General features: G+C 66.4%; 9 protein-coding genes. 5 read left to right on the top strand and 4 right to left on the bottom strand.

Annotated elements, in window-relative coordinates; translation table 11 throughout:
• Positions 1 to 9 precede the first annotated feature (9 nt).
• Complete coding sequence (locus BLT03_RS17925; protein WP_092745132.1) at positions 10 to 687, bottom strand: heavy metal response regulator transcription factor; 678 nt, start codon at positions 685 to 687, stop codon at positions 10 to 12.
• 167 nt (positions 688 to 854) lie between these two features.
• Between BLT03_RS17925 and BLT03_RS17920 the strand changes: the two genes are divergently transcribed.
• The 5 genes from BLT03_RS17920 to BLT03_RS17900 all read left to right on the top strand — a co-directional run bounded on the left by BLT03_RS17920 (position 855) and on the right by BLT03_RS17900 (position 7,878).
• Positions 855 to 1,181 carry a DUF4148 domain-containing protein gene (locus BLT03_RS17920; protein WP_139160438.1) on the top strand — a complete coding sequence of 109 codons (327 nt, stop codon included), beginning with the start codon at positions 855 to 857 and terminating at the stop codon, positions 1,179 to 1,181.
• Positions 1,182 to 1,289: 108 nt separating this feature from the next.
• Positions 1,290 to 1,655: a cation efflux protein, CzcI family gene (gene czcI, locus BLT03_RS17915; protein WP_092745130.1), complete on the top strand. Its 366-nt coding sequence runs from the start codon at positions 1,290 to 1,292 to the stop codon at positions 1,653 to 1,655.
• 109 nt (positions 1,656 to 1,764) lie between these two features.
• Positions 1,765 to 3,066 (top strand): TolC family protein, encoded by a 1,302-nt coding sequence (locus BLT03_RS17910; protein ID WP_092745129.1) that lies wholly within the window; start codon positions 1,765 to 1,767, stop codon positions 3,064 to 3,066.
• A gap of 42 nt (positions 3,067 to 3,108) precedes the next feature.
• The gene (locus tag BLT03_RS17905) at positions 3,109 to 4,671 is read left to right on the top strand and encodes an efflux RND transporter periplasmic adaptor subunit (protein ID WP_092745128.1); all 1,563 of its coding nucleotides are present in this window, start codon (positions 3,109 to 3,111) and stop codon (positions 4,669 to 4,671) included.
• A gap of 9 nt (positions 4,672 to 4,680) precedes the next feature.
• Positions 4,681 to 7,878 (top strand): CusA/CzcA family heavy metal efflux RND transporter, encoded by a 3,198-nt coding sequence (locus BLT03_RS17900; RefSeq protein WP_092745127.1) that lies wholly within the window; start codon positions 4,681 to 4,683, stop codon positions 7,876 to 7,878.
• 70 nt (positions 7,879 to 7,948) lie between these two features.
• Here the strand turns inward: BLT03_RS17900 and BLT03_RS17895 are convergent, their stop codons facing one another.
• The 3 genes from BLT03_RS17895 to BLT03_RS17885 all read right to left on the bottom strand — a co-directional run bounded on the left by BLT03_RS17895 (position 7,949) and on the right by BLT03_RS17885 (position 12,771).
• Positions 7,949 to 9,103 carry a pectate lyase family protein gene (locus BLT03_RS17895; protein WP_092745126.1) on the bottom strand — a complete coding sequence of 385 codons (1,155 nt, stop codon included), beginning with the start codon at positions 9,101 to 9,103 and terminating at the stop codon, positions 7,949 to 7,951.
• Between the two features lie 192 nt (positions 9,104 to 9,295).
• Entirely contained in the window at positions 9,296 to 10,006 is a 711-nt protein-coding gene (gene kdpE, locus BLT03_RS17890) for a two-component system response regulator KdpE (RefSeq protein ID WP_092745125.1), read from the bottom strand.
• Complete coding sequence (locus BLT03_RS17885; RefSeq protein ID WP_092745124.1) at positions 10,003 to 12,771, bottom strand: DUF4118 domain-containing protein; 2,769 nt, start codon at positions 12,769 to 12,771, stop codon at positions 10,003 to 10,005. Before BLT03_RS17885 ends, kdpE begins: the two co-directional genes overlap by 4 nt.
• Between the last annotated feature and the right edge of the window lie 51 nt (positions 12,772 to 12,822).

The raw sequence follows: 12,822 nt of genomic DNA, 5'->3' as shown, positions 1-12,822 counted from the left end.
AGAATGGCCTCACGATGGCCCCCGGTCTTCCAGCACGTAACCCATGCCTCGCACGGTGTGCAAAAGCTTCTTTGGAAAAGGGTCGTCCAGTTTGCCCCGCAAGCGGCGCACAGCCACTTCCACCACGTTGGTTTCACTGTCGAAATGCATGTCCCAGACTTGTTCAGCCAAGGTCGTTCGTGACAACACGCGCCCTTGGCGCCGCATCAGCAGGGCGAGCAAGGCGAACTCCTTGGCGGTGAGGTCCAAACGCGTCCCTGCGCGCTGGCACTTGCGGGCCACCAGATCGAGCTCCAGATCGGCCATCTTCAGCACGGTGTGTTCCTGCAGTTGCCCTCTGCGCAGCAGCGCCTGTACCCGCGCCAACAGTTCGGAAAAAGCGAACGGCTTGACCAGATAGTCGTCGGCGCCCTGCTGCAGGCCGCTCACGCGGTCCTCGACCTGGTCGCGGGCCGTGACCATCAGGACCGGGACGCCCTTGGACTGCCGGATGGCAGCCAACACACCGAACCCGTCCACGCCGGGCAACATCACATCGAGCAGGACGAGGGAGTAGTCGCCTTGGGTGGCGAGGTACCGGCCCTGAATGCCATCCCTCGCGATGTCCACCACATAGCCGTTTTCTTCCAAGCCTTTTTTGACGTAGTCGCCCAGCTTGGGCTCGTCTTCGATGACCAGTATGCGCATCGGGCCATCGTATCGCCGGGGCACCAGGCTGGAGATTACGAATTTGTCATCTGTCCGTCCGACAACGGGACGATTGGCTTTCTACAGTGACCTCACGCCGACACAACATTCGGCTGCATCCCGGCCCGGCAGTTCGGGCCGGATGCCAACCCACCAGGAGATTGACCATGACCCGTTCCCCCACCGTTTTTCTGCTTGCCACGATGTCTGCCGCCCTGCTGCCTTTCAGCGCTTCGGCATCCAATACCCTCCACAGCGCTCCGACCGAGACCGGCTACACGGTCCATCCGCAGCACGCCGTCGAGGCGACGCCCCGCGCACAAGTGCTCTCAGAACTCAACACCGCCCGCAAGGACGGTACGCTGGTGGCCATGCAGTGGGGCCTGGTCGCACCCGCGCAGGAAGCGGCCAAAAGCACACTGACGCGCGAACAAGTGCGAGAGGAAGCAGCACGTGCCGCCAAGGCCAACCTGCTGCGCTACGGTGACCATTGAACGCACCAGGGCTGAACCCATCGCCGCCTGCGGTCCTGGAATCCAGGGCGGCAGGCAATGCCCGGCACTGCGCCGGGTCCTTCCGGTCGATCGATATACTCCCGCCCGATGCGCCGCTGGCTGATGATCCTTTTGCTGTTTGCAATGCCGTTCCAGTCGAGCTGGGCGGCGGCAGCGGGCTATTGCCAGCACGAGAGCAGTGCAGAAGCCTCGCACTTCGGCCACCACAAGCACCAGCACGCATCAGGGGCCGGCGCATCGGCACAGGATGCCGACGCTCCCTCGGACCCTCTGCTTGGCAGCCCGGACAACGACTGTCTGGCCTGCCATGCCTGCACGGCACAGCCCCTGTCCAATCCCGGCAACCTGCCTGCGATGGGCGGCTCGCCCGAAAGGCCGCAAGCCCTCACCGAGCCTTACCGGTCCCACGTGGCCGGCGTGCCCACCCGCCCTGCCTGGCCCACCTCCGCCTGATTCGGCGAGAGACTCCAGGCACGGCCAGCCATTTTTCTTGATCACAGCCCTTCGCTGAGAACTCTCGCCGAATTCGTCCGCCCGTTGTTTTGCAACCCAGGAGAATTCGATGCACAGGCATTTCGTGTCGCTGGCCGTCATGGCTTTCGCGGCATTCCCGGTCTTTTCACAAAGCCAGACCGCCCCCCTTTCTTTTTCGTCCACGGCATCGGCACGCGCCATGGAGCCCGCCGAGCCTTTGAGCCTTGCCACCGCCATTTCGCTGGCATGGCAGCACAACCCCGAGCTGTCCGCGGCGGCACGTGCGCGCGACGCAGCAGACGGAGCCATCCGGCAAGCGGGCGCACGGCCCAACCCCGTGCTGGAAACCACGGTGGAAGACCTGCGGCAGGAGCGCCGCACAACCACGGTGCAGATCAGCCAGCCCATCGAACTCGGCGGCAAGCGAACGGCCCGGATCACAGCGGCCGAGCGGGCGCGCGACCAAGCAACCGCCGTAGCCCTGGCACGCCGAACGGAAATCCGCGCAGCGGTGATCACCGCCTTCTTCGAAGTGCTGGCTGCGCAGGAACGCGTGCGCCTGGCCCAGGACTCCGTAGGTCTGGCGCAGCGGGCGCTGCATGCCGCGGGCAACCGGGTGATCGCAGGCAAGGTCTCGCCCCTGGAAGAAACGAAGGCCAAGGTGGCCGAGTCCGGTGCCCAGGTCGAGCGCTTGCAGGCCGAGGGCGCATTGCGCACCGCCAAGCAACAGTTGGCCGCACTGTGGGGCAATTCGAAACCGGTGTTCACCCAGGCCGAGGGGCAGCTCGACACGTTGCCCATACCGCCCTCCTCTCTGCAGATTGAAGAGCGGCTGTTCAACGCACCGGCTTTGGTCCAGGCACGCCTGGAGATCGACCGGCGCAGCGCGCTGACCGCGCTCGAGCAAGCCAAGCGAGTGCCTGACATTGCCGTCACGCTGGGTAGCAAGCGCAGCCCGGAGGTGGGCGGCAACCAGTGGATCGTAGGCGTCTCGATTCCGCTGCCCGTCTTCGACAACAACCAGGGCAACCTGGCCGAGGCCCTGAGCCGGGAAGAACAGGCTCGCGACGAACTGTTGTCCGCCGAACTGCGGACAGCTTCCGAAGTGAATGCCGCGCTGGAAACCATGCACTCATCGCGCCTGGAAGCCGAAACGCTGCAGCGCGATGCCCTGCCCGGTGCAGAGGGCGCCTATCAGTCGGCAACCAAGGGGTTCGAACTGGGCAAGTTCAGCTTTCTGGAAGCCCTGGATGCGCAGCGCACGCTGCTGCAGGTGCGTACCCAGACGCTGCGCGCGCGGGCCGCCACGCACCGCGCCGCCAGTGATATCGACCGCCTGCTGGGTCATGCCGGCGACGACTTGCCTCCCACCCTCCCCTCTGCCCGCTGAAAGCCTGCCATGAGCAACGCACCGAAAAAAACGAACCCATCCATGGGAAAGAAACAATGGTTTCTGGTGAGCGCCATCGTGGTCATCACGCTGATCGCCAGTGCATTCATCCTGCGAGGCAACCCACCAAAATCCGGCAGCGGAAAGGCTGAGGCCGGCGCCCACGCCTCCCACGGAGAAGAAGAGGAATCCCACGATTCCCATGACTCGCACGGTTCACGCAGCGAGAAAAAAGCCGGGGAAGACTCCCATACCGAAGAAACATCGGCCAAAGGCCCGCATGGCGGCCAACTGTTCATTGAAGACGGCGTTGGCCTCGAAGCCAAGGTCTCGGAAGCCGCGGGCACCGCTCACCTTGCCGTGTGGCTCTCCGAGCAGGGCAAGCCTGCAAAGGCGGATCCTTCCCAAATATCCGCCACGCTGACCCGACCGGGAGGCGAGCGCGAAACGCTGTCGTTCGTTGCCGATGGTGCCGGGCTGAAGAGCGAGCGGTCCATCGAGGAGCCTCATGTCTTCGAAATCGCTCTCTCTGTAAAGAAAGACTCCCGGACGCATGCCTTCACGCTCCACCAGGAAGAAGGAAAGATTCCGCTGACCGAGGCACAGGCGACCGCCGCCGGCATCGTGATCGACACGGCAGCTCCCGCACGCATTCGCGCAGCGCTGCAACTGCCAGGAGAGATCAAGTTCAACGAAGACCGCACGGCACACGTGGTGCCGCGGCTGGCGGGGGTCGTGGAAAGCGTCTCGGCCCAACTGGGCCAGCAAGTCCGCAAGGGCCAGGTCCTGGCAGTGCTGTCCAGCCCCGCACTGTCCGAGCAGCGCAGCGAATTGCAGACAGCGCAGCGCAGGGCGGAACTGGCCAAGACCACCTACGAGCGCGAAAAGAAACTGTGGGAAGAAAAGATTTCTCCCGAGCAGGACTACCTGCAGGCGCAGCAGTCCCTGCGGGAAGCGCAGATCGCCGTCGCCAACGCGCAGCAAAAGCTCTCCGCCATTGGCGCGACGCTTTCGTCGGCATCCCTCGGACGCTATGAACTGCGGGCCCCGTTCGATGCCATGGTGGTCGAAAAGCACCTGTCGCTGGGTGAGTCGGTCAAGGAAGACGCCAATGTTTTCACCCTCTCCGACCTGTCCACCGTGTGGGTGGAAATCAGCGTGGCCGCGCAGCATCTGCCGCTGGTGCGCGTGGGCGAACGCGTCACCGTGCGCTCTACGGCCTTCGATGCGAAGGCACAAGGCGAGGTCTCGTACGTGGGCGCGCTGATCGGCGCGCAGACGCGCATGGCCACGGCGCGCGTGGCCGTGCCCAACCCGGAGAAGGTGTGGCGTCCCGGGCTGTTCGTGGAAGTGGAACTGGTGTCTTCCGAGACTGCGGCGCCGGTCACGGTGCTGACCGACGCGGTGCAGACCGTCGACGAGAAAACCGTGGTCTTTCTCAAGGTGGACGGCGGTTTCATTCCCCAGGCGGTGCAACTGGGCCGCACGGACGGCCAGCGGGTCGAGGTCATCAAAGGCCTGGCGGCGGGCACGGCCTATGCCGCTGCCGGTAGCTTCGTCGTGAAATCGCAGCAGGGCAAGAGCTCCGCTACGCACACGCACTGAGGGCGTCGCATGTTTGAACGCCTCATTCAGTTCTCCATCGCACAGCGCTGGCTCGTGATGCTGGCCGTGCTCGGCATGGCGGCCCTGGGCCTCTACAGCTATCAGAAGCTGCCCATCGATGCGGTCCCCGACATCACCAACGTGCAGGTGCAGATCAACACCGCGGCACCCGGCTATTCACCTCTGGAGGTGGAGCAGCGCGTGAGCTTTCCCGTGGAAACCGTCATGGCCGGTTTGCCCGGGCTGCAGCAGACCCGTTCGCTCTCGCGCTATGGCCTGTCGCAAGTGACGGTGATCTTCAAGGACGGCACCGACATCTACTTCGCGCGCCAACTCGTGAACGAGCGCATCCAGTCGGCCCGCGGGCAGATGCCGGAAGGCGTCCATCCGGTCATCGGCCCCATATCGACGGGCCTGGGTGAAATCTATCTGTGGACCGTGGAAGCCAAGGATGGGGCCACCAAGCCGGATGGCCAACCGTACACAGCCACCGACCTGCGCGAGATCCAGGACTGGATCATCAAGCCCCAGTTGCGCAACGTGTCCGGAGTGACCGAGATCAACTCGATCGGCGGGTACGCCAAGGAATACCAGATCGCCCCCAGCCCGGAAAAGCTGCTGGCGCACGGCCTCACGATGGGAGACCTCGTCACCGCGCTCGAACGCAACAACGCGAACGTGGGCGCAGGCTACATCGAACGCCGGGGAGAGCAGTACCTGATCCGCGCGCCGGGCCAGGTGCAATCGATGGAAGACCTGCGCAACGTCATCCTCGGCAATGCCGCAGGTGTGCCGCTGCGCGTGCGGGACGTCGCCGAGGTCGGGATCGGCAAGGAGTTGCGCACCGGCGCCGCCACGGACAATGGCCGCGAGGTAGTGCTGGGCACGGTCTTCATGCTGATCGGCGAGAACAGCCGCACGGTCTCGCAGGCCGTGGACCGCAAGATGAAGGAGATCAACCGGACGCTGCCCGCCGGGGTGCATGCCGTGACGGTGTACGACCGCACGGTGCTGGTGGACAAGGCCATCGCCACGGTGAAGAAGAACCTCTTCGAAGGCGCCGTGCTGGTGATCGCGATCCTGTTCCTTTTCCTGGGGAATCTGCGTGCCGCGCTGATCACGGCCATGGTGATCCCGCTGTCGATGCTGTTCACCTTCACCGGGATGGTGAACCAGAAGGTGAGTGCCAACCTGATGAGCCTGGGCGCGCTGGACTTCGGCATCATCATCGACGGCGCCGTGGTGATCGTGGAGAACTGCGTGCGCCGGCTGGCGCATGCCCAGCAGCACAAGGGGCGGCCATTGACGCGGGCAGAGCGCTTTCAGGAAGTCTTCGCCGCATCGCAGGAGGCACGTCGGCCGCTGCTGTTCGGCCAGCTCATCATCATGATCGTGTATCTGCCGATCTTTGCGCTCACCGGCGTGGAGGGAAAACTGTTCCATCCGATGGCGTTCACTGTGGTGATCGCGCTGATCGGCGCCATGGTGCTGTCGGTCACGTTCATTCCAGCCGCCGTGGCGCTCTTCATCGGAAAGACCGTGAACGAGAAGGAAAACCGGGTCATGGGCTGGGCTCGCCGGGCTTACGCGCCGCTGCTGGACCGTGCGATGGGCGCAAAACCGGTGGTCATCACCCTGGCAGCGGCCGCCGTGCTGCTGTCCGGCTTGCTCGCATCGCGCATGGGCACCGAGTTCGCGCCCAGCCTGGGCGAAGGCGACTTCGCCATGCAGGCGCTGCGCATTCCGGGCACCAGCCTGTCCCAATCGGTGGCGATGCAGCAGCAACTGGAAGCCGCGCTGAAAGCGAAGTTTCCAGAGATCGAGCGGGTGTTCGCACGCACAGGCACGGCCGAGATCGCGTCGGACCCGATGCCGCCCAACATCTCGGACGCCTACATCATGCTCAAGCCGCAGGACACCTGGCCTGCGCCGGCCAAGTCACGCGAGCAATTGCTGGCGGCCATCCAGGCCGAGGTCGAGCAACTGCCGGGCAACAACTACGAGTTCTCCCAACCCATCCAGTTGCGGTTCAACGAGTTGATTTCAGGCGTGCGCAGCGACGTGGCGGTGAAAATTTTCGGCGACGACATGGCCGTGCTCGACAAGACCGCCCAGGAGGTGGCCGAAGTGCTCAACCGGATCGACGGCGCCACGGAGGTCAAGGTCGAACAGACGAGCGGCCTGCCGGTGCTGACGGTGAACATCGACCGCGCCAAGACTGCCCGCTACGGGCTGAACGTGGGCGACGTGCAGGAGGCCATTTCCATCGCCGTGGGCGGGCGCGAGGCCGGCACGCTGTTCGAAGGCGACCGGCGTTTCGGCATCCTCGTGCGGCTGCCCGAGCACATCCGCACCGATCTCGAAGCCATCCAGCGCCTGCCGGTGGCCCTGCCGCGGGGCGAAGGGGCCGATGCCCGCCCCCGCTTCATTCCGCTGAGCGAAGTGGCCACGCTGCAATTGGCGCCCGGCCCCAACCAGGTCAGCCGGGAAGACGGGAAACGCCGCATCGTCGTCAGTGCCAACGTGCGGGGCCGGGACCTGGGCTCTTTCGTGGCCGAAGCAGGACAGGCCATGCAGGCCGTACAGATTCCCGCTGGCTATTGGACCGCCTGGGGCGGCCAGTACGAGAACCTGCAGTCGGCCACCCAGCGCCTGCAAGTGGTCGTTCCCGTCGCGCTGCTGCTGGTGTTCACCCTGCTCTTCGCGATGTTCGGAAACGTGAAGGACGGGCTCATCGTATTCACCGGCATCCCGTTCGCCCTCACCGGCGGCATCGTGGCGCTGTGGCTTCGCGACATTCCGATATCGATCTCCGCAGCGGTCGGCTTCATCGCCCTCTCCGGCGTCGCCGTGCTGAACGGACTGGTGATGATCTCGTTCATTCGCGGCCTGCGCGATGGCGGCATGCCACTGGACGCAGCCATCCGCGAAGGAGCGCTCACGCGGCTGCGGCCGGTGCTCATGACGGCGCTGGTGGCATCGCTGGGCTTCGTGCCCATGGCCATTGCCACCGGCACCGGGGCGGAGGTGCAGCGTCCGCTGGCGACGGTCGTGATCGGCGGCATCCTGTCGTCGACGGCGCTCACGTTGCTGGTGCTGCCGCTGCTGTACCGCATCGCCCACCGCCGCAAAGCCGAAGAAGTCAAAGAGCCTGGAGAGGACGGGCCGGCTGAAAACGCAGCTGCGCCGTCTCCATCGACGGTCTGAGCCGGGCCGCGCCCGACTCTGAGCGGGCGCGGTGGCGCTGAGTCGGCCCCACCACAAAGCAGCGGTCGCCTCAGTTGACGGTGAGCTTTCCCGGGCCTGCGCTGGAGGTCACCTTCGCCTTGACCGCCGAGGCCGCATCCAGCGCATAGCCGCTGGCGTAGGGAATGGTCCAGTCCGCCTTGGCAAAGCCGCATTGGGCGGAAAGAGCGAGCGCCGCACCGTTGAGCAGCGAGCCGCTGTCGCGGATGGCCCCGGTCTTGGAGGACGAGCCGGGGTTCTTCACCACGTCCGCACAGGTCTTCGCACCGGCGACTTCGAACACATTGTTTTCGGACAAGATCTGCGCCTTGTAGCCCACGCCGACGCTGTAGTTGTGCTTATAGGGGGCGTCGGTCTTGCTGCCCGCGTAATAGTTGTTGTACACGTGCACCTTGCCGTAACGCACTCGGGGCGCGCGCTCCATGACCTGGCTGTACAGGTTGTGGTGGAAGGTCACGGTGAGATGGCCCTCCTCGTCCGTGCTGCTATCCGAGGCACCGACCAGATGGGTCTTGTCGTGCTGGTCGAAAATGTTGTTGGACACCGTCACGTAGTCGCTGGCATGGATCACGTCCAGCGCACCGTCATGGCATTGCTTGGGCTGGCCCTTTTCGACGGGCGCCTGATCATCGGTGATGGGGGCATCGGTGAATTTGTTGTGATCCACCCAGATGCGCTGCGAGCTGTAGATCGTCACCGCATCGAAGTCGGAATTCCAGCGGCCCTCGCTGCTGCTCCAGACCGGCACCAGATCGCAGGGCGCAACGATGGTCAGGTTGCGCAGGATCACGTTGGACACCCGCTTCATGAGAATGGCGGCGTTGACGATCCTGGCATCGGTCCCTGCGCCGATGAGCGTGGTGTTGCTGGGAATCGCGATGAGATTGCGCGCAGCCTGATCGGCGCGGCTGGTGAACGGTCCGCCATTGTCCGCGGCAGCCATGTCGATGGTGCCGTACACCACGACGATTTTCGGGTTCGCGCCGCCAGCGCTGAGCGCCGCATTCAACTGCGATGCCGAACTGACCTTGCTCAGATACTGCCCGGTGGCGCCCGAGCCGCCGGTGGTTCCCCCTCCCTGGCTCGCCCAGCCGTCCGGCGGTGCGGTGTCGTTGGTATTGTCGGCATGGGCCGCGCCGAAGAGTGCCGCGGCCAAGAGGGCGGCGATGGAACGTTGAAGCAGCATGTAATCCTTGGGTTCGGAAGCACGAAGAAGCGATAGCCTGCCGGCCCTCGGCAGCCGGCCATTGCATTGCAACACCGCGCGGGGAGGGGCTGTAACCAGTCACCCGCTACTGTGGCCATGCACGGCTCCTTCTCCACCCTCCCGGTCCGAAGCGCCGGGCAGGCATGCGAACACGGATAAAAGATGCTTTGCTTACACCGCCAGCCGATACCCGACGCCGGTTTCGGTCAAAAGATGGCGCGGCTGGGCCGGGTCGGCCTCCAGCTTCTGGCGCAGGTGGCCCATATAGATGCGCAGGTAATGGTTCTGGTCCGAACGCATGGGACCCCAGACCTCGCGCAGCAGCTGCCGCTGCGTGATCACTCGCCCGGCATTGGCCACCAGCACGGCCAGCATGCGGTACTCCGTCGGCGTGAGGTGCACCTCGGCAGCGCTGCGGCGTACCACACGGGCGGTCCGGTCTACCTCGATATCGCCGAAACGGAACACGGGCTCCTCAGCGGTAGGGGTGAGCCCGTTGCCGCCTGCAGCGCGCGGGCGACGCAGGTTGGCCCGCACGCGAGCCAGCAGTTCGCCGGTGCCGAACGGCTTGGTGAGGTAATCGTCGGCCCCGGCATCCAGTGCCGCGATCTTGTCGGCCTCGTCGGTGCGGGCCGACAGCACGATGATGGGCACGGCAGACCACCCACGCACGTCGCGGATCAGGCCCACGCCATCGCCGTCGGGCAGGCCAAGGTCGAGCACCAGCAGATCGGGCTGGCGCGTGCCTGCGGCGGACAGCCCCTCGCGCAGCGTGGCAGCCTCGTGCACGTGCCAGCCTTCGGCCTCCAGCGCGCTGCGCACGAAGCGCCGAATCTGCGGCTCGTCCTCGATCACGATCACGGTGCGTGGGGCCAGGCTCATGGCGTTCCCGGCGTGCCGGGCTCCTGCGGTTCGTCCAAAGGAAGGGGCGGCTCGTCGCGCCGTGGCAGGGTCACGGTGAATTCCGCCCCGCCGCGCTCTGCGCTGGCCGCGGTGATGTCACCACCATGCGCCTGGACCACGGCCTTGCAAATGGCCAGCCCCAGGCCCACGCCGGGCGTGGCCGACTCCGACTGGCCGCGCGTGAATTTTTCGAACAGCGTGTGCTCCTGCCCGCGCAGCGCGACCGGCAGGCCAGGGCCGTGGTCGCGCACGGTCAGCAGCAACGCATGGGTGGCGGCGACGGCCGACACCTCGATGGGCGGGGCACCGTATTTGGCTGCGTTTTCCAGCAGATTGACCAGCACCCGCTCGATCAGCACGGCGTCGAACTCCACCAGCGGCAAGTCTGCCGGAATCTGCGTGACCACCGGCAACTCCCCCAGCGCAGGGCGCGCGGCCCGGATGGCCGTGCCGACCACCTCTTCGACCGATTGCCAGTCGCGCCGCAGGCTCACGCTGCCTCGGGCGATGCCGCTTTCCAGCCGCGCCATGTCCAGCAGGTTGCTCACCAGCGCATGCAGCTGGTGCGCCTGCGCCACGATCGCGCGGCCCGCCTCGGCCTGGCCTTCGGCCGGCTGCGCAGGCAGCGACTCCGCCAATGCGATCAGCGCGGTGAGCGGAGTGCGCACGTCGTGCGAAATGGCGCCCAGCAGCGCATTGCGCAGGCGTTCGGACTCCATGTCCACCACGGCGCTCTGCGCCACGTCCACATAGTGCACACGCTCCAGGGCGATGGCGATCTGCCGGGCCAGCGTATCGAGCTGCTGCGCCTGCTCGGGGATCAGCAGCCAGCGCGGCTGAGCGGGCTCCAGCGCCAGGACGCCCCGCACGCGCATGGGCGCGGTGAGCGGCACGTAGCGCCAGCTCTGCGCGGCCAGTGTGGCCGTGGCCAGGCCTGCGCTCTGGCCCTGGCCCTGGCGCAGCGTCCAGTCGGCCACGTTCGCATCGAAGCCTGGCGGCGGCGAATCGGGCAATGCGAGCCGGTCGTTTTCATCCAGAGCCAGCACCTGCGCCCGCCCCCCGAAGTGCTTTTGCACCGCAGCCGCGCCGATCGCGGTGATCTGCTCCACCTGCAGCGCGGCGGACAGCTCGCGCGCCAAATCGAATAGCGACTGCGCACGGCGCTCCCGGCTTGCCGACACCCCAGCCGCGAAGCGCAGCCCGGCGGTGAGCTGCCCCACCAGCAGCCCCACCAGCAGCATGACACCGAAGGTGACGAGGTACTGCACATCGCTCACCGCAAACGACATGCGTGGCGAGACGAAGAAAAAATCGAACGCCAATACGTTGACCAGTGCGGCCAATGCCGCAGGCCCGCGGCCGAACCGCATCGCCACGCCCACGACACCCAGCAGGTACAGCATGACGATGTTGGCCAGCTCGAACACGCCCGACAGCAGATGGGTGAGCAGGGTGACGGCCACGCTCACCGCCAGCGACCACACGAAGCCGGGCCAGCGGGCGGGCTGGCGCTCTTCGCTGTCGAGCGCATCGTCACCCGCCCGGCGCCAGACCGCCTGCGCAAGGCGCCGCGAACTGCCCGCACGCCCGGCCTCCACGATGTCGAGCGCAGGCGCGGCAGCGGCCAATGCCTGCGCCAGCGGCGGCCTGAGCCAGGACCTTTGCCACCACGGGACCTGCGCTGTGCGGCCGACCACCAGCGTGGCGCAGTTGAGCCGGTGCGCATGTTCCGCCAGCACGGGAGCGATCTCGCTCCCGGTGAGCACGGCGGTCTCGGCGCCCAGGGTATCCGCCAACTGCAGCACGGCCAGCACGCGATCGCGGCGCCGGGCATCCAGTCGCTGCAAGCGCGGCGTCTCCACATACGCGGCATGCCACCGCACGTTGAGCTGCCCGGCCAGACGTGCCGCGGTGCGCACCGTCTGGGCCGCCTCTTCGCTCGGCCCCACGCAGGCCAGCAGGGCGCCGGAGGTATTCCAGGCCTGCGGCACGCGGTCGCCGCCCGCGCCCGATTGCTCCACGCGCCAGCCCCGCACGTCGTCCTCGACATGCTCGGCCGTGCGCCGCAGCGCGATCTCGCGCAGCGCGATCAGATTGCCCTTGCGAAAGAAGTTCTGCGCGGCCCGCTCGGCCTGGTGCGGCAGATAGACCTTGCCCGCCGCCAGGCGCGCGGACAACTCGTCGGGGGTGGCATCGACCAGCACCACCTCGTCGGCCTCGTCCAGCACGGTGTCGGGCACGGTCTCATGCACCCGCACGCCCGTGATGGCACCCACCGTGCCATTCAGGCTTTCCAGGTGCTGAACGTTCAGCGCGGTCCAGACCTCGATGCCGGCAGCGAGCAGCTCCTGCACGTCCTGCCAACGCTTGGCATGGCGCGAGCCCGGGGCATTGGAGTGCGCCAGCTCGTCCACCAGCAGCACGCCCGGCCGGCGCGCCAGGGCACCGTCCAGATCGAACTCGGTGCGCTGGCGGCCCCGGTAGTCCAGAGTGCGCGGCGGCAGCACAGGCAGGCCATCGACCAGCGCGGCGGTTTCGCTGCGGCCATGGGTTTCCACGACGCCGATCAGCACGTCGCGTCCCGCCTTGCGCTCGCGCTGCGCCGCGCTCAGCATCGACCAGGTCTTGCCTACGCCCGCATTGGCACCGAAATAGATGCGCAGCTTGCCGCGCTGGCTGCGCTCTTCTTCCGCGCGCATCTGGGCGATGAGGGCGTCAGGGTCGGGTCGGGCGATATCAGGCATGGGCAAAAGAACGTACGGACCCTATTGTGGCGGGCGCAGCCCTCGCGGCAG

This window comes from Paracidovorax valerianellae (assembly GCF_900102625.1).
Classification (GTDB): domain Bacteria; phylum Pseudomonadota; class Gammaproteobacteria; order Burkholderiales; family Burkholderiaceae_C; genus Paracidovorax; species Paracidovorax valerianellae.
Note: the sequence above shows the minus strand (reverse complement) of the source record. Positions and strands in the feature narration are given on the sequence as shown.

What these genes read in the sequence shown, in the direction of transcription:
- BLT03_RS17900 (WP_092745127.1), top strand. Translation starts at nt 4,681, where the DNA reads ATGTTTGAACGCCTCATTCAGTTCTCCATCGCACAGCGCTGGCTCGTG.
- BLT03_RS17910 (WP_092745129.1), top strand. Translation starts at nt 1,765, where the DNA reads ATGCACAGGCATTTCGTGTCGCTGGCCGTCATGGCTTTCGCGGCATTC.
- BLT03_RS17920 (WP_139160438.1), top strand. Translation starts at nt 855, where the DNA reads ATGACCCGTTCCCCCACCGTTTTTCTGCTTGCCACGATGTCTGCCGCC.
- czcI (WP_092745130.1), top strand. Translation starts at nt 1,290, where the DNA reads ATGCGCCGCTGGCTGATGATCCTTTTGCTGTTTGCAATGCCGTTCCAG.
- BLT03_RS17905 (WP_092745128.1), top strand. Translation starts at nt 3,109, where the DNA reads ATGGGAAAGAAACAATGGTTTCTGGTGAGCGCCATCGTGGTCATCACG.
- BLT03_RS17925 (WP_092745132.1), bottom strand. Translation starts at nt 687, where the DNA reads ATGCGCATACTGGTCATCGAAGACGAGCCCAAGCTGGGCGACTACGTC.
- BLT03_RS17885 (WP_092745124.1), bottom strand. Translation starts at nt 12,771, where the DNA reads ATGCCTGATATCGCCCGACCCGACCCTGACGCCCTCATCGCCCAGATG.
- BLT03_RS17895 (WP_092745126.1), bottom strand. Translation starts at nt 9,103, where the DNA reads ATGCTGCTTCAACGTTCCATCGCCGCCCTCTTGGCCGCGGCACTCTTC.
- kdpE (WP_092745125.1), bottom strand. Translation starts at nt 10,006, where the DNA reads ATGAGCCTGGCCCCACGCACCGTGATCGTGATCGAGGACGAGCCGCAG.